Here is a 19,334-nt window from a genome sequence, read left to right on the forward strand (position 1 = left end):
AAGTGGATGGTGAACCAAACAAGCGTTTCTTGGGTCAGGAATCTGATCGACTCCAGGTAATGGATCAAGGGGGAGATTGGTCGTTTCCTTATTTTGCATGACTCAATAACGGAAAACAATCCCAGCTAGATTAATTTTATAGTATGCGTTAGCCCTGGGGACCGAGGGAGAGGGCAACGTTGTTTTCACACCCGGAGGGTGCTCACCCCGCTCGTTTACGGAGTGAGCATCAGACCAATTACCCCAGCCGTTCCACAACGTCCTTCATCAGCTTCCGCAGCTTCGGTTCAACGGCTTGCACAGTGGCAATCACGTCGTCTACGGTGGTGGGTTGAATCTCCACGATGGGGAAGCATTTATTGGATACGACGGAAACCACGAAGACGGGTAATCCGCAGTGGCGGGCAACAAGCACTTCGGGTACGGTAGACATACCGATACAATCAGCCCCTATGATGTTGGCCATCTTATACTCGGCGGGTGTTTCGAGGTTGGGACCAGGTAGGGCGAGGTAAACTCCTTCGTGGCCCTGAAGACCGTGCGTTTTAGCACGTTCTATGGCCCAGGCGTTGAGTTCGCGGTCGTACGTCTTGAGCATATCCGGGAAGCGGGGGCCGAGACGGGGATCGTTGGGGCCGCGCAGCGGATTTTCGGGCTGCATATTTATGTGGTCGCGCAAAAATATCAGGTCACCGGCTTCAATGTCTGCATTTACCGAACCACTGGCGTTGGAGATGATGAGGTGCTCAATTCCCAACGCGTGAAGCACGCGAACGGGGAAGGTTAGTTCCTGCATGCTGTAGCCCTCGTAATAGTGCAAACGGCCAGCCATGGCCACTACCGGAACGCCGTGTAGGGTCCCCAAAATGAGCTTTCCGCGATGAGTGTCAACCGTAGCAGCACAGAAATAGGGCAGAAGGCCATACACGAATTCGTGCTCTACAACGATGTCTTCGGTCAGCGAACTCAGCCCGGTGCCGAGGATTATGCCGAGGCGCGGCTGAAGGTCGCAACGCTGGCGAATGAAAGCTAGGGTTTCCTGTATCTGATCGTAGAGCATGAGGGTGATTTTTGCTTGGTGAGATAATAAGGCTGAGACGGTGGAAAAGTTCGCTGGAACTTACCGCAGAATAACTCATGCCGACTAAAATGGCGGGGCCGCGGGTGCAAGGAAAGTTGCGGAGCAGGGTAGGGGCTTGGGAAGTGAAGCTCTGCGTTGCGGCACGCCGCAACCGGCTGATGGTTGGTTATAACGGAAGACAACCTGGCCCTTACCTTTCTCTGCACCTGCGTCCGCGCCCCCTGAATAAGGTGGAAAATGCGCAAAAAAAACGGGGATTGCGGATGCCGGACTCTTCCGGATGAAGGCCCCAAAAGCAACGCGGGAGAAAAAACATCGTCTCTCCCTGTAACAAACTACTCCGCCCAAACGTGACCCGGGCAAACACAGCAATCATTTTGGACCATTACTCCAGCATTATAACATCCGTTCGTGACCGGCTTTACCGCCTGGCACTACGCGTCGTTAACGACGCCGATGATGCGGAAGATGTAGTGCAGGATGTACTGGTGAAAAGCTGGGGCCAACGCGAAAAAATTGTCTGTCTGGATAATCCACCCGCCTGGCTCCTCCGGATGACGAAGCACCAGGCGATCGACCGCCTGCGCTCGGCCAGGGTTCGCAGCGCCCGGGAAACCGAGGCTGCCATCCCCGACCACGAGGCACGGACGCCTTACCGGATTGCTGCCGCCAATGATACCCTCAGTCATGTCCATCGGCTCCTCCAGCAACTTCCGCCCGATCAGCGGATGGTGCTACATCTGCGCGAGGTGGAAGGAATGGAATACCAGGAAATTTCTGAGGCTACCGACCTGAGCATGCAGCAGGTGAAAACCTACCTGCACCGTGGCCGCCATAAAATCAGGGCACTTTTACTCAAAGAAAAAATCGTTCAACCATGATGACGCATTCCGAAGCTGAAATTCTGCTGTACCGTTACTTCGAAGGTGAAACCTCGCTCGACGAAGAACTGCGCCTGCGGGAATACTTCAGGGCTGGCGACATCCGCTCTGATCTCGCCGAACTGGATCCCATGTTCGCCTACTGGGACGAAGCCGCCCAAATAGTGGCTCCTCCGGCAAAGCAAACGGCCATTCGCCGGAGAATTCCCGTGCGGCGCTTGTCTGCGGCCGCCGCCGCAGCGGTGCTCTTTTTTGCCGTCGGGTCCTGGTTCAACCAGCCTGCCGGCCTGACTAACTTCCCCATCGCCGAGGCGGAGTCTACAACCATAGACTGGAGCAAATACGAAGTTACTGATCCGGAGGAAGCCTACAAGGTCCTCCGCAATGCCCTCGGTACCGCGAGTGCCGAGATGAACCGCAGTGCCCGGATCACCGTCCGGGAAATCAGCGCAGCGCGCAATGCGCTGAAGTGAATAAACGATGATCGGCAGGTTGCTGCTGGCTGTTTTTCACCATCGACTATCCTTTAACAAGAACCCCGGGCGCAGCCCGGGAGCATAAAATAATACCAATGAAATTTATTCTTCCCCTCCTCTTTCTGCTCCCTTTTACTTCTGCCTTTGGGCAGAAACTGCCGCAGGATGCCATCTCTACTTATTTCAGTGAATACGTAGACGATCCCGATTTCAGTGTGGTGTACGTCAGCGGTAAGGTGTTCAGTTTGTTCAAGGATGCTAACCTTGATTTCGATGACCTGGACGAGGAAGAGGTGAAGGCCGTCTTTGAAGTAGTGAAAGACATCCAGGGCATCCGTGTCCTCCATACCGAGCGCGCCGCAATGGCGCGCTGGAAAGAGGCGAAAAAACGTATCCCGACGGATCGCTACGAGCTGCTGTTCAAAGTTCGTACGGCGGATGGGGACAACGTAGAGGCTTTCATCCAGGATGAAGAGGCTGTTATTTCCGAACTGTTTCTGCTCATCGGAGCTCAGGATAATTTTGCGATGCTCTCTTTTGTTGGCGCAGTAGATCTGACTAAGCTTTCGGACCTGCAAAGGGCAATTGAAAGCAACTGATCCTCTTTCCTGATTTACTCACCGACGACGGCACCTGCCGCCGATCACACCCACATCTATCATGAAAAAAGTATTTACCCTTCTTGCCTTCACGCTGTTGACTACGGCTGCTTTTGCTCAAAATCCGATTAAGAAATTCATCCGTAAGCACAACAACGGGCCGGAAAATGTTTCGATCACGGTTCCTGGCTGGCTTATCGGGCTGGCGGGCGAAGTTGGTATGCTTGCCGCCGAAGACGAAGAAGAGCGGGTTGTGTTCTCTCTTGCGCAGTCTTTTGGCACCACGAAAATTCTGACCTTTGACAGCAACGATTTTGCTACGAAGAAAGACATTCGTGAATTACTCGGTGAGCTCGAAACTGAGCATGGCTACGAGCGCTGGGCAACCGTCCGGGCAGCATCTGGTGAACAGGTTGAGTTAACTGTTGAAATGAGAGGCGATGCGGTAAAAAGCATCGTTGCTCTGGTCCATGTGGAAGAAGAGCACCAGACTTTTTTTGCCCACGCAAAAACAGACTTTACGGCGCAGGAACTTGGCGATATTCTGAACCAGTTGATGGAGCAGTAGAGGCCGGCCAGCTAGAAAAAGCCGGGTCCGGATCAGAACGATCTCACGTGCTCCTCCAGGTTTTCTTCAGCACTAAGCGAGAGTTTTTTGCGCAGCCGGTTGCGCGTTTTCTTAACACCGCTGGTGGAAATACCCAGGATGTTTGAAATCTCTTTGGAGGTAAGGTTCAGTTTAAGCAACAGGAACAGGCGTTCCTCGGCTTCAGTCATTGCCGGAAACGCCGAACGAAGCCGCTGGACGTACCCAGGGAAAGAACCATCGAAGTAAGCCTTGAATTCGGTCCAGTCGGTTTCGGTCAGGATAGACTGGTTAAAGAGGTTGATGTGTTCTGATGTGTCGGGTTTGGAAGCCCCTCCTTTCAACTGATTGTCGCTGGACGCATGTGGCGTTACGGTTTGTTGCAACCTCATCATGGCTTCGTTCTTTTCCTGAAGCAGCCTTGTTACCACCCCGAGGTTTTTTTTGCTCTCTTCAATCCTGGCTTTCTGCCTTTTGTTTTGCCGCCACCAGAAGATTACGGCGATTAGAGAAAGGGTAAGGAGGGCCAGCAAAATGGTTCCCTGCCGTTCGGTCTTTCGCCGCGATTCTATTAGAGCCCGTTCACTTTTTTCCAACTCAAGGGCTTGTTCACTTTCCATGAACCGGGTCTCCAGTTCTGCAATTTTCAACTTGGTTCTGCTGCCAATCAGACTATCCTGAAGGCTGTAGTACTTCTCCTGGTAGGCAATGGCTGATTTATAATCTCCAATTGCCTGGTAGCTCTGCCTGAGCCCGGCGTAATTTCTGACCACGCTCTGGTAATGACCGATTCGTTTGTTGTGTTCAATTGCTTCTTCAAAGCCAGCAATTGCTTTAGGGATGTTGCCAGCCATCCGGTACGCATTGGCCAGGTTGTTGATGGCCCTGCCTAAATTCACGTCGTTACCTATCTCCCTTGCCAGGTCTCGGGCTCTTTTCTGGTAGGCAATTGCCTTGAGGGGCTCGCCCTCACCAATCAGTAAGTTTCCATAATTGGCCAATGCTGTTTGCAAATGCTTTTTCTCTCCGAATTTTTCCAGGAGAGGAAGGGCAAGCTCAAAGTAGTGATGAGCCAGATCGAAACTATCCATATAGCCGTAAGCTGCGCTTATTGACTGATAGCTTTCGCCTACGCAAAGGCTGTCTCCGGCCAGGGCGCATAACCTGCTGGCTTCCTGAGCGGCATTCAACCATTTTTCAGGCTCTCTGAGGTAAGTGTGAAGGTGAGCTTTACGAAAGGCGACTCCTCCCTGCCAACCTTCGTTCCCTGACTTTGCGGCTAAGTGCTCTGCCTTGATGATGTGGGTGGAAGCCCCGGTCAGATCGTTCAGCCGCACATAATCGTAAAAAAGGTAGAGCTCCCCCAGAATTTGTAACAAGGTATCTTCTTTGGCTATAGCTTCTTCGAGCCATTCCTGGTGAACTTTCACCCTTTCTTCTACTGGCAGGCCGGCAGAAGTAGGCACCGGGTTCTCACGTTCGTAATCCTCACGAAAGTTGGCTTGTCCGGTCAGAACAGACACGAAGCAAAATGATAGCATCAGGGTGCAGGCAATGGATGCGCTGTAACTAAAGATGCTAAGTGTAGATTTCATAGTGTGGTTGTTCTGCGGCGATGATACGGCGGGTAAAAAGAGGGAACAAATACATTCTGTTAAAAGGGCGGTTTTACTGGCTTTGATGTGTTGTCACCCCATCTGTCACCCCCTTTTTCTGCGATTTGGGCCTTTAAAAAAGCTTCTTTGTGCTTCTCTAGAAACCTTTTTCATCCTTCCATTGCACACAGTGGAACAACTCAAATTCATTCTGACATGAACAATCGACTCAATTTCACTAATACGGGTCTGGTCTTATTTCTGTTTTTACTCCTTGCTTTTCTTGTCTTTCCTGCTGTGGGGCAGAGCCAGAATACTGAGCGGGGAGATAACAGTTGGACCAGCATTTACCGACTGAATGAAAACTCATCTTTCGAAGCCATCCGGGAAGACTTTCGCTCTTATTGGGAGGGGCGGGAAATTGGAAAGGGGCACGGCTACAAACCCTTTAAGCGTTGGGAGGCCTACATGGCTCCACGAATTTACCCGTCTAACGACATGAGTCTCGTGAATAACACCTACTTCAATTATATGAAATGGGTACATAAGCAAGAGCAATCAGGAGAGACCAAGTCTTTTGCCGGAAACTGGACTCCGATGGGTCCCTTCACGAAGGCCACGGGTGAAGATACGGGTGTTGGCCGGATAAACATGGTCCGCTTTGACCCTCTGAATAATCAGGTCATGTACGTTGGAGCAGCCAACGGTGGACTTTGGAAATCCACAGACGGAGGTGCGTCCTGGTCAACGAATACTGATTTTCTGGATATAATCGGTGTTGCTGATTTAGCTATTCATCCTACTGTTACCACTACCATGTACATGGCCACAGGCGATGCCGAAGGTGATCGTCGGAGTATCGGTGTACTTAAGACGACTGATGGTGGAGCAACCTGGAATCCTACTGGCCTTAGCTGGACGGCAACGGACAATTTCTTCATCCGGAACCTGATTATGGACCCCACCAATTCTCAAGTCCTGTTGGCCTCGACCAATAACGGCGTCTACCGTACAACCAACGGAGGTGTCACTTGGGCGGCGCCTACGACAATAACAACCCAAAATGTTCAGGACATAGCTTTCAAACCCGGCAACCCGAACGTAGTCTACGCCTCGGGCAAATACCTCTGGAAATCAACAGATAACGGTATTACTTTCACTCGAATCACGAATGGCGTGCCTTCCGTAGATGTAGAGCGAATTGCAATCGCCGTTACGCCGAAGGAGCCCAATTGGGTTTATCTGATGGTGGGCAAGGCTTCCAACCAGGGGCTACTTGGTATTTACAAGTCCACGAACAGCGGAACTTCCTTCAGCACTCAGCACGAACCCGATTATTCTCCTGGTGCTATGCCCGCCCTGGGTTATGGAAGTAATATAAATATCCTCGGCAACGATGAGTACGGAGGAGATGCTGCCGGACAGGCGTTCTTTACTGCAGCCCTTGCTGCTTCTCCGACCGACGCTAACTTCTTGCTGGCTGGAGGGGTCAGCCAATGGGCTTCTACTGACGGTGGTGAAAACTGGTATATAAGCTCCTATTGGGCTCCTGACCCAAACTACTACTTTGTCCATGCTGATGCCCACGAAATTGTATTCAGCCCCGATGGTACCAAAGCCTATTCCAGCTGCGATGGTGGCCTGTCTATGTACACTGACAATGCTTCTGGCGATGGGGCATGGACAGATCTGAGCAACAATCTCAACATCTCTCAACAAGAAAGCATCGGGATGTCTGCAAACGACCCTAACCTGATTACCGCAGGTCTTCAGGACATCGGGACGATTCTAAACACCGCCCCCAACACATGGAAAGTTATCGGTGGCGGAGACGGCGAATACAACTTTATTGATCGTACCAACAATTCTGTTATAGTAGAAACGGGTACAAACGGGCAGCACTCCAGGTCTACGGATGGTGGACTGACCTTCACAGATATTCACACTGGTTTACCAACCGATGGAACAACGGGTGAGGTTCTGTTTAAGTCACCAATCAAGCAGGATCCCATCGTCGCAAATACTTACTACGCTGGTGGCCGTGCACACCTATACTACTCCTCTAACCAGGGAACAACCTGGACTGCGCGCGGAATTCCCTTCCCCGATGGAGATGGCGGTGGCTCCAATATCACTGAATTTGAAATTGCACCGAGCAACAACAACATCATCTACGCCCTCGATGGTTTCTACATGGCAAAATCAGTGGATGCAGGTGTGACCTGGACTGCAATCGCGGAGCCTACGGCCAGTGCTGCTATGTCCAAAATTGCTGTCTCCAACGTAGATCCTAACAAAGTTTGGGTTTCATGCTCTGGCTACTTTGCTGATCAGAAAGTATTCAAATCTGTTGATGGTGGTGCTACCTGGACCAATCTTTCGTCTGGCTTACCTAACATCCCCTTCAATACCATCGTCTTTCAAAATGGTTCCAACGACCTGGTCTATGTCGGTGCAGACATCGGTGTATACCACCGCGATGCTTCCGCTTCTGAATGGACCCCCTTCTTCGATGACCTGCCCCGTACCCAAATCAAGGACCTGAAAATATTTTACTCTGCAGGGAGAAGCGGCGAAGCGCTGAAAGTGCGGGCCGCCACCTTCGGGCGGGGTACCTGGCAAAGCGATGCCGTCAGTTCAGTCCTGCCCGTCAATTTACGCTCTTTTACCGGAGTCAACGAAGGCAAAGTTAATCGCCTGAACTGGCTGACCACCGAGGAAATAGACCTGGCCTACTACGATGTACAGCGTAGCACAGACGGTATTTCTTACACGAGTATCGGCAGGGTGCTGCCATTGGAGGGCCGCGCCGGTGATCGTTCTTATGACTTCGACGACGAAAGCCCCGAAGTCGGTGCCAATTACTATCGTTTGAAGGTTACAGACCTTGATGGCTCCTTTGAGTATTCCCGAATCATTACGCTCTTTGTTGATGATTCAAACAGTGAAATCAGCATATTCCCTAACCCGGCAATCAACGTACTTAAGTTCAAGGGACTGAGTGAAACCAGTGCCACCGTACGGGTAATGGATGCTCTCGGGCGTACGCTCATTGTACAAACCGTTCCTACCGCCGAAGGCATCAACATCAGCCGCCTGCCTAACGGAACTTACTACCTCGAGATTCGTACAGGAAGTAATGAGTCTGTTGTAAAACGTTTTGTGAAGAAATAATTGAAATATATAAATCAAGCCTTTCTGGCTGTCTAAACAACACTCTTGGTGGTAGCTCCGAATCAATCGGGGCTACCATTTTTATTTGGCGGGCAAGCGCGAGGGAGCGTTTATCAGTCCCTGGCGTTTAGTGCTTTTAGCAAATCGGTTCCTTCGGGAGGCAGCGCCATACGCAAGGATTCATCGGGCAGCGCGCCAAGGTTGAAGTAGGTCAGTGAGTCGGTACTGTCGTCGCGGTAGAGTTTGAAGTCGCCATAGCGCACGGCGGAAGCGGCCCCTTCCGGGCCGCCGTAGGGCGCCGACCAGAACAAAAACCGTGGCTTAGCGGATGCTCCCCGAAGCAAATGCAAAAAGCTCTGTCCGTCAGGACTGGCGGCATAGTCTCCCTGACTAAGAGCTTCGCCCACCGAGGGGAAAATGTCGGTTCCCATCACCTGCTCCAGGCTTGCAAACTGAGTGGTGGCGTAAGCCGGGTAATGAACGATAAACGGCACCCGGATACCTCCTTCGTAAAGGGTTCCTTTGCCACCCCGTAAGATGCCATTGTCGGTAGGTGGGGTATGCGGCAGCAGTTTTCCTTCGGCGGGCAGATCAAGGCCGCCGTTGTCTGAAGTGAAAATGATCAGCGTATTTTCCAGTTGTCCGTTTTCGCGTAATAAGTCTACAATTCTACCCACGTTTTCGTCGATGACGGAGATCATCGCTGCGTACTCCAGGGTTGGGAATTTACGCCAGTGGGTACTGTCAATCAGAGCGCGGTAGCCGGTAACCTGATCTTTGCGGCCTTCAAGCGGGACGTGAGGAGCGTAGTAGTTCAGAGACAATAGCCACGTGGAATCCCGCCATTTGTCCAGCAGGTCGAGGGCATGATCGGTAAGTTTATCGGTCAGGTAATCGCCAGGCTTTGTTTCTGCCAAAAGGTCGGCCTGAGGCTGAGTGGAGAAGAAAGGATGGTAGTAGCTGTCGGGGTAGCTTTCGTTGGCCGCGAACACGTGGTCGTATCCCTGGTTTCGGGGTGATTTGCTGCCGGTACCGAGCTGCCATTTTCCGATGTGGGCAGTAAGCAGCCCGGCCCGTTGGGCTAGTTCGCCCAGCGTTTCGTAATTACCGGGCAGGGCACCATGATCGGTCCGGGAGGGGTGCAAACCGGTTTGCAGGGCGGCACGGGATGGCTTACCTGCGGGCGCGGCAGCGTAGGCTTGCATGAACTGCACACCCCGGCGCGCCAGCGCATCCAGGTTGGGGCTTTTAACCAGGGGATTCCCGTAGCAGTTGAGGTCGGCCCAGCCGAGGTCGTCGGCCACGATCAGCAGAATGTTGGGCGGAGACGCAGGAGTTGTAGAAGGCGCGGCCGCAGGTGCAGAGGAAGAGTTGCAGGAAGCAAAGAGGGTAATTATCGGTATTAACCGCAAAAAACGTAGTATCATCTGGTGTGTGGAGTATAGGGGCAGAAAGGTGGAAACCTGCAAATATCTGGTAAAGTTGCGGTCTTATCCTAACGGATGCTCAACAGAACGATTGCCGGTAAAGAGAATTGCTGTTTAGTGTCAAAAAACGTTGCTCGTACCGTGAGGAGCCACCGGTGCAGCTGTGTATTCCTACCTTTGTGGCTATGTCCCAACGATCAAATTTTTTGGCGCACGTTGCCCAAACCAGCCCGGCCCCCATGGGCCTCGAAATTGCTGGAGGCGAAGGCGTTTACCTGCACGATGCTTCCGGAAAGCGTTATCTCGACCTCATCGCCGGCATCGGCGTTTCAGCTCTCGGCCACAACCATCCGGCTGTAGTGGAGGCTGTGCAAAAGCAAGCCGGAGCGTATATGCACACGCTCGTCTACGGTGAGTTCGTATTGGCCCCGCAGGCCGAGTTGGCCGCTTTGGTTACGGCACAGTTGCCTGAGGAACTGAACAATGTTTACTTCGTTAACTCCGGCGCGGAAGCGACGGAGGGCGCCATGAAACTGGCCAAGCGCGCCACGGGGCGCGCCGGGTTCATCAGCGCCAGGCACTCCTACCACGGCAGCACCCAGGGTGCTGCATCTTTGCAGTGGCCAAAAGATTTTACCCGGGCTTTTCACCCGCTTTTACCTGGTGTAAACCACCTGGAGTTCAACTCCGACGCCGATCTTGACCTGATTACCGAAAGAACTGCCGCCGTTATTCTGGAAACCGTTCAGGCCGAATGGGGCATCCGTAAGCCGCGTCCCGAATGGCTGCGGGCCGTACGCCAACGCTGTAACGAGACCGGAGCCCTGTTGATTTTCGACGAAATACAGGCAGGAATGGGCCGCACGGGAACGCTCTTCGCCTTCGAGCAGTACGGAGTAGTACCCGATATCCTGCTGCTCGCCAAAGGCTTTGGCGGAGGAATGCCTCTGGGGGCATTCATCGCTAATAAAAAAGTGATGGACCTCTTCACCGAGAATCCCGTTTTAGGGCACATCACTACCTTCGGAGGTCATCCGGTAAGCTGCGCAGCAGGCCTGGCTACTCTGAAAACCCTGCTCTCTGAAACCGAACTTATTTCCAGCGTCCGCGCCAAAGAAACACTCTTTCATCAGTTGTTGGTACATCCGAAAATCAGAGACGTTCGCTCGGCAGGGCTCTGGTTTGCGGTTGAGCTTGCCGATTTCGATGAAGTCCGCACTACCATCGCCAACTGCCTCGAGCACGGTCTCATCACCGACTGGTTCCTCTGGAACGAACGTAGTCTGCGCATCGCGCCGCCCCTCACCATCACGGAGGAGGAAATCAGGGAAGCCTGCCGGATTATTTTGGTGGCTTTGGGGTAGAACGCTACTTTTAGGCCAATGTCAGACACAATTACAACCATTCGCCCGGCAAGCCCCGCTGAGTACCCGACGATAGAACTGATCGCCCGTGCTACCTGGCCTTCCGCTTATGGAGAAATCCTGACGCCGGAGCAGATCAGTTATATGCTGAATATGATGTACAGTCCCCGGGCAATCGCCGATCAGGTCGCTGCCGGTCAGGAGTTTTACCTCCTTGAAACCGCGAACATGAGAACGCACAGTAAACAGGTAGTAGGTTACGTCAGCCATCAGGTCGATTACCTGCCCGGAACGACCAAAATACACAAACTGTACGCTCTGCCCGGCGTGCAGGGCCAAGGCTTCGGCCGCAGAATGGTGGAGCACGTAAAGGAGTTTGCCGCCGCTGCCGGTCAGCAAAAACTTCGCCTCGATGTGAATTACAAAAACCGCGCGATCGGGTTCTATGAAAAGCTGGGCTTCGAAAGAAAAGAGCGCTGCAATACCGATATCGGCAACGGCTACCTGATGGAAGATTGGGTGATGGAAATGCCACTCTGATCCTCAAAACAAATGTATTTAACCCATGCGAACCTTAATCCAACGAGTATCCTCAGCCTCGGTAACCATTGGCGGGAAAGTGTCCGGTGAAATCGGTCCGGGGTTGCTCATCCTGCTCGGCATCGAAGATGCCGATACTTCCGAAGACATCGATTGGCTCTGCGGAAAAATAAGCCGTCTGCGCATCTTCAGCGACGAAAACGGCCTGATGAACCGCAGCGTGACGGATGTGGACGGTGGCCTCCTCGTCGTCTCGCAATTCACACTATACGGAAGCACGAAAAAAGGAAACAGGCCGAGCTTTATCCGTAGCGCGAAACCAGACGTGGCCGTTCCTCTCTACGAGCAGTTCGTGAAAACCCTGGCTTTTACCGCTGTCCGGACCGTAGAAACGGGCGAGTTTGGCGCCGACATGCAGGTTGCTCTGGTAAACGACGGTCCGGTTACGATCTGGATAGACTCAAAGGCGCGGGAGTGATGAGACCGCGGAATACAGAGAGCAGATTTTACCCGATAGGTATGCTGCGTTCTGCTCTCTGAATTTTGCAATCTGCTAGAACTCCTTATCTCCGAATTCACTTTTAGGCAGTTTGGCTTTATTCGCCAGCTTGGTGAAGTGGTAGCCCACACCCAGGCGAAGAATGTCCGGCTCGTAAACATAGTTCGTTGTAGTGAAGAAGTTGGGCGTGGAGGTAGTGATGCGTTGCTGGTTATTGTCCCATAGCCCCAGGCTGATGTTTTGCCACTGGAAGGTAAGCGTAACCCGTTGTTCCGGGAATTCACGGCGAAGACTGAGGTAAGGATTGAAGAAGCGGCCATCGCGCCCCTGCGCCGTTACCCGCTCGGAGAGATAGTTGACGCCGAGCTGCAGGTCGGCCAGGCCGAAGATCGGAACATCGGTGGTGGTGTTGATGCTGTAAACCCAGTTGCCCGTATCCACCTCGTCGCCGAAGACCTCGCCCTGGATCTGGTAATGGTACACGTTTCCGCCGAGAGAAACCCGCCAGTCGTTACCCACAGGGAATACTGTCAGGCCCAGCTCCAGGCCGAGAGCGTCGGCACTGCCGACATTCGTATAAATCCGGTTTAGGATGGTGTCGTTGTAAATGGTATTAACCCGATTGATCACATCGCGTGTATGCCGGTAATAGATTGTGGCGAAGGCAGAATTATCACCGAAGTTGGAGGCTACGCCGAGTTCGACTAAGTCCGTCAGTTCAGGGAGAAGTTCCGCATCGCCCTGTTCCAGGGTTTCGTTGTGTTCACGCTCTGGGAAGGGAGTCATCTTGAAGGTTGTCGTCCGGTCGATGCGGCGACTGTAACCCGCTTTGAGGTTGAGCCCGTCGCCCAGACGGTAGCGCAGGTTGACGGAAGGATAAAAGCCAATACGGTCAAGACGATAGGTGGTGTCCGGCTGGTTGAGTTTTACGGTCCTGTCAAAATATTCGAGGCGAAGGCCGGCGGCGTATTCGAGCTTCTCCGTCGCTCCGCTGATCTGACTGTAGGCAGCGTGCACATCGCGCCGTAACAAAATGCCGTTGGTGAACTCCGGGTTTTCCACAAAGCGGTTGTTCCCGAAATCACGATCGAGGTAAAGAAAGTCACCCGGGTGTTTGAGGTAACGAAACTGGTAGCCGCTCTCCCAGGTGGCCGCGCCGAGTTTGCCGGTGTAGTCCAGGTTGAAGCGGTAGCCGTCGAGCGGATTATCGTTGGTGTTAAATTGATACTGGAGGGAGTCCGTTGAGCCCCGCTCGGGGAGGATAGTGTTGTCCGTAGGGCCACCCAGGATGGTGCGTTCGTAGAGGCCGGAGATGGCTAGTTTACGGTCGTTGCCGAGGTCGCGTTCATAGTCGAGTGAAGCGATGAAGAAGTCACCTTTCCTGACGCGGAGGTTTTCGTTGTAAAAGGTGCGTTGATCTAAGACTTCCTCTCTCCGGGGTTGGTTCCCCCGGTCGAGGTAAGCCTGGTAATAGCCTTCAGGACTGAAGCGGGTACTACTTACTGCGGAAAGGAAAGAGCGGGTTTGGTCGAGGTAGAGAATGTCGGCGGTTCGCCAGACGGTTTTTTTCCCCGCGAGTAGTCCGGCGCGGAGGTTTTGCTTTTTGTCGGGGGTGTAGTTGACGGTTAACCGGCCGGAGTAGTTTTCGCGGTCGTGGCTGCGTTCGCCGTCGCTGGGGAATTCGGTGAGTTGATCACCTGCGGGGTTTCTACGTCTCAGGGTATTCACGTACCCTTCCCGCCGCCCGGAGTTGTCATCGCGGCGGTAATCGAGGCCGGCGGCGATGTCCCACTTTCCGGCGCGGTAGCCCGCGCTGAGGTCGGCAGCGTAGCGTTTCTGAGGGTCTTTGTTGTCGTAGTCTTCGAGGCTGGGCAGGCCGTAGTTCACGTTTCCGGCTAGGCTCCAGCCGTCGGTGCTGCCTTGTTTCGTGATGATGTTGACGATTCCTGCCTTGCCGTCGGGGTCGTATTTCGCACCGGGGGTAGTGATGATCTCTACGCTGGCAATGGCGTTGGCGGGTAACTGACTAAGAATGGTAGCGGGGTCGGATTGTACCGGCTGGCCGTCGATCAGAACAAGAAAGCCGGTCGCGCCGCGCACGGTGATTTCGCCCTGTGAATTAATGGCAACCGAGGGCAGGTTGGCGATTACGTCGGTACCCGTTCCGCCGGTGGCGTTGGTGAATTGATCGGCGTCGAACTCCTGGCGATCGAGGCGGTGGATATCGGTCAGTTTTTTGCCGGTCACTTCCACTTCCTTCAGGATTTGGGCGCCGGAGCGCAGGTACAAAGTAAGTTCTTCCGAAGATCGCTCCACGGTAAACACATCGGTAAAAACAGCATCGTAGCCAATAAAACTGGCTTGAAGGATGAACGATGCTTTCCGGGGTGCATTGATTTCCCAAGCGCCCCCTGCACCTGCGACCGCGCCCGTTATCAGACTGGAGTCGACGGCATTCAACAAACTTACGGTGGCAAACTCCACAGGTTCGTTAGTGTCATGATCGAGGACTGTTCCCCGGAGCTTGAGGGTGCTTTGAGCAGAGAGAAAAAGGCAACACAGTAATAACTGCAGGGTCAGGCAAGATTTGAACATTATGGGGCAAATTAAACTGCAAAATAATCGACTGCCACAAAGAAACTGTGTTCCTGAGTAATACTATGGAGCTAATGGGTTTTTATCAGATACCCTCGGTTTCAGGAAGAATTTCAACCCACGCCTCCCGCCCACAAACCGGCAACACCGGCCCGGCATTAACGTACGGATACCGAACCCCCGTCAGGTAAAGCCCCTCCGGTGGGGCCAGGTGGAAACGCTCCAGGCGCTCTCCGGTACGAAGCGCCCGGGCAAAGTCTTCCACCGAAATTTCTCCCTTTCCGATCCGCATCAGATTGTCCACCAGCAGCCGGATCATACCCCGCAAAAAGCGGTTCGCCACGAACCGCAGCCGAAACCGATCCCCCGCCGCATTGCGGAATATGGTCGCCTCCCGGAAGTGAACGATGGTCGTATTGTGCCGGTCTGGCGCCTTACAGAAGGCCCGGAAATCTTCGTGCTCCAGTAAAAGGGGCAGTGCCCGGACAACCCGCCCGGGGTCAAATTCGCTGAGGTCGAACAATCCGCTTGCCCGGTCGAGCCAGGCATCTGGTTTGCTGTGCAGGAAATAATCGTAGGTCCGTTCCGTAGCGTCGAACCGGGCCTGGGCGTTGTCTGGCACCGGCAGGGCGGCGTAGAGCGAAATCCCCGCCGGCAGCCGTTTGTTGACGATGAAAGTATAGTGCTCCGGCAACGGCTGGTCGGTGCGGAGGTAGGCGTAGAACTGCGTAGCGTGCACACCCGCGTCTGTTCGGCCACAACCGCCCAGAATTACTTCCCTTCGGTGCACCTTGCTGAGTACTTCTTCCAGTGTTTGCTGTACGGTGATCACCCCGCCGGGCTGGCGCTGCCAGCCGCGATAATCGGTTCCGTCGTAGGCCAGGGAGAGAAAGTAATGGTGCATTGGGCGAAGGTACGGTGCAAAGCAAATTAAGCGCCCGGAGGGTTAGGCTAAAAGAAAGCCTGTACCTGCGCCCTCCCAACGTGGACCGTTTTGGCTTCGCCGGTCTGGCGCCCTTCGTAGCTAAGCGTAAGTTGTAAATATTCACCGAGCTGTCTGGTAGCGCCTGTGTTCCACAAGAGATTACGGCCAGGCTGCAAGCCCTGCAGGAGCGCGTAGCCTACGGGACTGCGGGAGTCGCCATCAAAGGCAATGTCGACCCAGCGGAAGCGGGCCGTGAGCCAGTTTTTGTAACTGCCCTCCATGTCGAACTCCAGCCGGTCGGTTTGTTCGCCTTCGCCTCCGGCGAGAATGTTTTTCTCTTGCCCGACGATGACCTTTGTCACGAGCCGGAGGTCTCCGGGCTGCCAGTTGATGCTCGGTTCGGCGCTTTGGGCTTCGATCCGGTAATCTTTGTTGTTGAAAAATTCTGAGTCGGCAGCCCGGGAACCGGTTACCGCAGCGGCCTCGAGGGATAGCTGGTCGTTCGGGCGGTAACGAAAGCGCAGGGTCCAGTCCTCGATCTGATTGGATTCGTACCCGGTGGTCAAGACCTGCCGGGTGCGCCGGTCGGAGTTGCTGAGCTGAATGTCGTACTTCGGGTCGGAACCGTTGAAGAACAGGCCGTGCCTGCGTTGTACGTTCAGGGCTACCAGGCTGGAGTCGGCAATACCGAGTTGGAGTGGATTCCACGCCTGAACGTCGGGGTGGTCTCTCGTTTTTCGGTCAATGATTACACTGGTGTTCAGGGCGAAGCGGCGCAAGAACTTTTTAACCCCTTTGGCGTCACGCCAAAGTTTTGCCGGGTCCCAACTCAGGGTCTGGTTAAGGGCGACGTTATCGGTCTGAATAAAGTCATCGCTGAACACAGAAACCCGGACGTAGTCACCGATGTCGGAAAACGGTGCAATTTCCATTTCGTTGGGCTGGATGCGGCCATCGTTGTTGTACAGGCTATCCTGCCAGATGTATTGCCCCTGACCCGGTCCGACGTAGAGGTACTGGAAATCCACCCGAGGCTCCTGACCGTTACCGACCTGATAGGTAGTTTGCGTCTTCAGGCTGCGCTCAAGAGCGTTGATGCGGAGGTCCAGCCTGCCCAGAATTGTTCGACTGGGCGTATCCTCCACGAGTTCCCGGTCATTGACGATCAGATCCCGGAAAGTGAAGTTGCCACCGAATTGTACGTGCTCGCTGGCGGTGTAATTCCCCTCGGCGGTCAGCTCGCTGGATTCGGTAGAGACGATGAGTTCGTCTCCCTTGGGCAGGTGGTCTGTTCGCTGGTTGGCACTGATGCTGAATTTATAGTTTTCGTTGGTAGGCAGGGCCATACCAACGGTGTATTTGTCGAACTGAAAAGACAGGGGAGAGAGGGTGTCGATCCCGATAGCCTGCCGTATGGAGCGCTCCCCCTCGTAGGCCGACTGCAGGGTCCATCCTCCCATTTTTTCGAATGTTTTACTGATCTTCAGTTTGGGTTGCCGAAAACTGCCATCAGCGACATCGTCTCTGCTTTGCAAGATGCTGATGTTGCCGTCTACCAGCCAGTTTTTTGCATCGACTTTTATCGAGGCAGCGTGGCGCTGCCCGTTGTAGCTCTGTCCCCTTACGAACTGTTCGTAGTCGTAATCGAATCGTCCCGTTTTACTTTTTACGAGGCCCAGACCCAAGCCCAGCACTTGCTCGTTTTCCCGCTCCGGCTGAACGGTGCCGAGGCGGTCACTGAGGTTCCAGTTCCGGAAGAATTCGGAGCTGCGGTAAGGGTTGATGGCATTGAAGCTTCGCTCTACGAATTCGTAGTGTCCGCGCCCGGCGAGGGCCCAGCCTACTGAGTCGGGGCCGATGGAGAAGGTCCGGTCGGCGTCGAAGCGCAGCGCGCTTCCGTTGTCGTCCTCGGCATCTTCGCGGCTGAAGCGATTCAGGTCGAGCTTACTGCGGGAGCCTTCTATTCGTACACTTCCGTTTTTTTTGAACCGGTATTCTCCTCCGAGCGCGATGAGCTGTTGTTGGGTTGGGGCAACAAGCTCGATGACGGGCGAAAAACTGCCCTGAGGCGTACAGGTCTCGGGGTTTGAGCCAACGTACCGGAAGACACGCTCGTTGGCCGAGTTTTCAGTATCCAGTTCATACTCTCCGAGGCCGGCACCGGTTTGGGTAAAAGTGGCAACGTAGCGGCCTGAAGTCGAACTCTTGAGATAAACGGTATCGATGTTGCGGGTTCCGCAGGTGTAGCTGGTGTCGCGGAGTTCATAGGTGGCGCGCTGTTCCGCGCGCCCGTCAAGGGTGTCGAGGCTCAGGATGGGGATGCCGCCTTCGGCGTCGCCGAATCCGGCGAGTTGAGACCGCTGGTTGGCGGTAAGTTCCAGATCGCCGGTGGCGGTACGGCTGTCTTGCTGAGAGTAAGCATTGAGGTAAGCACTGAAGCGTTCAGTGTCGTAGCGTGTTCCTCCGGTGGCCAGGGTACGGAGGTAGCGTTGGTCGGCAAATTCGTATTCGGCCGTAATCCGGCTGTCGCGGGTAATCAGCCGGCGGGTGGTGAAGGTCAGCTCCGCGATGTTATAATCTATGATGTAGTCGCCGTCGAGCCCGCGCACGAGCAACTGCCCGTCGAGGTAAATACGTTCCGTGCCGGCAAGCACGATCAGAAACTGCTGGTTGCCGTTGCCCACGAGTTTGTAGGGCCCCTGATTGCCCTCTATTGGTTCAATTTGCTGCCGGACGAACTGTCCCCTGGCAACTGCTATAGACGCTGAGTTGGTGAGCTGGCCCGGGGGCGAATCGTCTTCAGCTGAGCGCCCCGGGGGCGCTGCGCCTCGGACCGGACCCGCACCTGCGTCACCGCCCGAAACAGTGGTAAACGTCGCGCCTTCGAGTTTTTTGAAATAGCGCAAAAAGTAACCATCGGGGTTACGGAGTTCGTAGTCGCCAGCCGTGAGTGTACTGCGGTTCTTTTTCAGCTGGATGAATATTTTATCGAATTCGCGCAGCTGTTGGGTCGTGCCTTCAGGTTGTACAGGCAGGCTCTCGTCGGTGATGGCCGCGGCAACTTCTATGCCGTTGCCGAGTTCGCCGTTCATCTGCAGGTTGAAGGCCGAATTGAGAACGAGATCCTGACGATTACCGAAGCTGATGGCGCGGCTGAAGCTACCGTTGGTGCGGACTTTGCCATCGGTATCGAGCAAGCCCGACCGCACGTATTCATCGTACCCACCAATTACAAGGCCCGCTTCTTCCTGAATCAGTTGAGAGGAGTCCAGAATCCGGACGGTGGCATCGAGGGCGAAGGGAAGAACCCGGTACGTTGCCCGGACGGAATCCGGCAGGGCGGTGTTTTGCCAGGTAAGGAAACGGCCCTTCAGTTGGTAATCGGTGATGGGCAGTGGGGTAAATGACTCTGCGTCGTAGAGTCTGATACTGCCGGGAACTACCGTCAGGCTATCAAGTAATTGCCCGGCCGCATTGACGGTAACCACGGTGTCGCGGAGATTAGACAAGGGGTTGGTCTGGGCCATAAGCCCACCGGTTGCCGACAATAATGCCAGTAACAGCCATATCCGGTTTTTAAATTCGACCACGG

At 54.2% G+C, this 19,334-nt stretch carries 14 protein-coding genes; 8 read left to right on the plus strand and 6 right to left on the minus strand.

Translation table 11 applies throughout. The features are described 5' to 3' along the window. Positions 1 to 238: 238 nt before the first annotated feature. The gene (locus tag FUA23_RS09800) at positions 239 to 1,060 is read right to left on the minus strand and encodes a purine-nucleoside phosphorylase (RefSeq protein WP_147930565.1); all 822 of its coding nucleotides are present in this window, start codon (positions 1,058 to 1,060) and stop codon (positions 239 to 241) included. A 398-nt stretch (positions 1,061 to 1,458) separates the two neighbouring features. On the opposite strand from FUA23_RS09800, the gene FUA23_RS09805 reads away from it, so the two are divergent. The 4 genes from FUA23_RS09805 to FUA23_RS09820 all read left to right on the plus strand — a co-directional run bounded on the left by FUA23_RS09805 (position 1,459) and on the right by FUA23_RS09820 (position 3,605). Next, complete coding sequence (locus FUA23_RS09805) at positions 1,459 to 1,962, plus strand: RNA polymerase sigma factor (protein WP_187270956.1); 504 nt, start codon at positions 1,459 to 1,461, stop codon at positions 1,960 to 1,962. Next, positions 1,959 to 2,435, plus strand: a complete 477-nt coding sequence (locus tag FUA23_RS09810) for a hypothetical protein (RefSeq protein ID WP_147930567.1) — start codon at positions 1,959 to 1,961, stop codon at positions 2,433 to 2,435. The genes FUA23_RS09805 and FUA23_RS09810 overlap by 4 nt, the downstream gene beginning before the upstream one ends. Before the next feature lie 98 nt (positions 2,436 to 2,533). Then, positions 2,534 to 3,037, plus strand: a complete 504-nt coding sequence (locus FUA23_RS09815; RefSeq protein WP_147930568.1) for a DUF4252 domain-containing protein — start codon at positions 2,534 to 2,536, stop codon at positions 3,035 to 3,037. A 61-nt stretch (positions 3,038 to 3,098) separates the two neighbouring features. Continuing rightward, entirely contained in the window at positions 3,099 to 3,605 is a 507-nt protein-coding gene (locus tag FUA23_RS09820; protein ID WP_147930569.1) for a DUF4252 domain-containing protein, read from the plus strand. 32 nt (positions 3,606 to 3,637) lie between these two features. Here the strand turns inward: FUA23_RS09820 and FUA23_RS09825 are convergent, their stop codons facing one another. Beyond that, on the minus strand, positions 3,638 to 5,218 hold the full coding sequence (locus FUA23_RS09825) for a tetratricopeptide repeat protein (protein WP_147930570.1): 1,581 nt from the start codon (positions 5,216 to 5,218) through the stop codon (positions 3,638 to 3,640). A 216-nt stretch (positions 5,219 to 5,434) separates the two neighbouring features. Between FUA23_RS09825 and FUA23_RS09830 the strand changes: the two genes are divergently transcribed. Continuing rightward, positions 5,435 to 8,392 carry a T9SS type A sorting domain-containing protein gene (locus FUA23_RS09830; protein ID WP_147930571.1) on the plus strand — a complete coding sequence of 986 codons (2,958 nt, stop codon included), beginning with the start codon at positions 5,435 to 5,437 and terminating at the stop codon, positions 8,390 to 8,392. Positions 8,393 to 8,505: 113 nt separating this feature from the next. Here FUA23_RS09830 and FUA23_RS09835 read toward each other — a convergent pair whose 3' ends face one another. Continuing rightward, complete coding sequence (locus tag FUA23_RS09835) at positions 8,506 to 9,804, minus strand: sulfatase-like hydrolase/transferase (protein ID WP_222707018.1); 1,299 nt, start codon at positions 9,802 to 9,804, stop codon at positions 8,506 to 8,508. 200 nt (positions 9,805 to 10,004) lie between these two features. Between FUA23_RS09835 and FUA23_RS09840 the strand changes: the two genes are divergently transcribed. From FUA23_RS09840 to dtd, 3 genes are read left to right on the plus strand one after another with little or no spacing between them, the layout of a single operon-like run. Then, positions 10,005 to 11,183: an aspartate aminotransferase family protein gene (locus FUA23_RS09840; protein WP_187270957.1), complete on the plus strand. Its 1,179-nt coding sequence runs from the start codon at positions 10,005 to 10,007 to the stop codon at positions 11,181 to 11,183. Positions 11,184 to 11,201: 18 nt separating this feature from the next. After that, complete coding sequence (locus tag FUA23_RS09845; protein ID WP_222707019.1) at positions 11,202 to 11,723, plus strand: GNAT family N-acetyltransferase; 522 nt, start codon at positions 11,202 to 11,204, stop codon at positions 11,721 to 11,723. A 25-nt stretch (positions 11,724 to 11,748) separates the two neighbouring features. Further along, complete coding sequence (gene dtd, locus FUA23_RS09850; protein ID WP_147930573.1) at positions 11,749 to 12,201, plus strand: D-aminoacyl-tRNA deacylase; 453 nt, start codon at positions 11,749 to 11,751, stop codon at positions 12,199 to 12,201. A 75-nt stretch (positions 12,202 to 12,276) separates the two neighbouring features. Here the strand turns inward: dtd and FUA23_RS09855 are convergent, their stop codons facing one another. The 3 genes from FUA23_RS09855 to FUA23_RS09865 form a co-directional block, all read right to left on the minus strand. Further along, the gene (locus tag FUA23_RS09855) at positions 12,277 to 14,817 is read right to left on the minus strand and encodes an outer membrane beta-barrel family protein (protein ID WP_147930574.1); all 2,541 of its coding nucleotides are present in this window, start codon (positions 14,815 to 14,817) and stop codon (positions 12,277 to 12,279) included. 85 nt (positions 14,818 to 14,902) lie between these two features. Continuing rightward, entirely contained in the window at positions 14,903 to 15,721 is an 819-nt protein-coding gene (locus tag FUA23_RS09860) for a tRNA pseudouridine synthase A (RefSeq protein WP_147930575.1), read from the minus strand. Positions 15,722 to 15,768: 47 nt separating this feature from the next. Then, a complete protein-coding gene (locus FUA23_RS09865; RefSeq protein ID WP_147930576.1) occupies positions 15,769 to 19,332 on the minus strand; it encodes a hypothetical protein in 3,564 nt (1,187 codons plus the stop codon). Positions 19,333 to 19,334: the final 2 nt, after the last annotated feature.

It is taken from the genome of Neolewinella aurantiaca (assembly GCF_008014675.1).
Lineage (GTDB): Bacteria > Bacteroidota > Bacteroidia > Chitinophagales > Saprospiraceae > Neolewinella > Neolewinella aurantiaca.

Bases quoted from the DNA above. Each gene is read 5' to 3' on its own strand.
- FUA23_RS09800 (WP_147930565.1), bottom strand. From the start codon at position 1,060: ATGCTCTACGATCAGATACAGGAAACCCTAGCTTTCATTCGCCAGCGT.
- FUA23_RS09810 (WP_147930567.1), top strand. From the start codon at position 1,959: ATGATGACGCATTCCGAAGCTGAAATTCTGCTGTACCGTTACTTCGAA.
- FUA23_RS09815 (WP_147930568.1), top strand. From the start codon at position 2,534: ATGAAATTTATTCTTCCCCTCCTCTTTCTGCTCCCTTTTACTTCTGCC.
- FUA23_RS09820 (WP_147930569.1), top strand. From the start codon at position 3,099: ATGAAAAAAGTATTTACCCTTCTTGCCTTCACGCTGTTGACTACGGCT.
- FUA23_RS09825 (WP_147930570.1), bottom strand. From the start codon at position 5,218: ATGAAATCTACACTTAGCATCTTTAGTTACAGCGCATCCATTGCCTGC.
- FUA23_RS09830 (WP_147930571.1), top strand. From the start codon at position 5,435: ATGAACAATCGACTCAATTTCACTAATACGGGTCTGGTCTTATTTCTG.
- FUA23_RS09840 (WP_187270957.1), top strand. From the start codon at position 10,005: ATGTCCCAACGATCAAATTTTTTGGCGCACGTTGCCCAAACCAGCCCG.
- FUA23_RS09845 (WP_222707019.1), top strand. From the start codon at position 11,202: ATGTCAGACACAATTACAACCATTCGCCCGGCAAGCCCCGCTGAGTAC.
- dtd (WP_147930573.1), top strand. From the start codon at position 11,749: ATGCGAACCTTAATCCAACGAGTATCCTCAGCCTCGGTAACCATTGGC.
- FUA23_RS09855 (WP_147930574.1), bottom strand. From the start codon at position 14,817: ATGTTCAAATCTTGCCTGACCCTGCAGTTATTACTGTGTTGCCTTTTT.
- FUA23_RS09860 (WP_147930575.1), bottom strand. From the start codon at position 15,721: ATGCACCATTACTTTCTCTCCCTGGCCTACGACGGAACCGATTATCGC.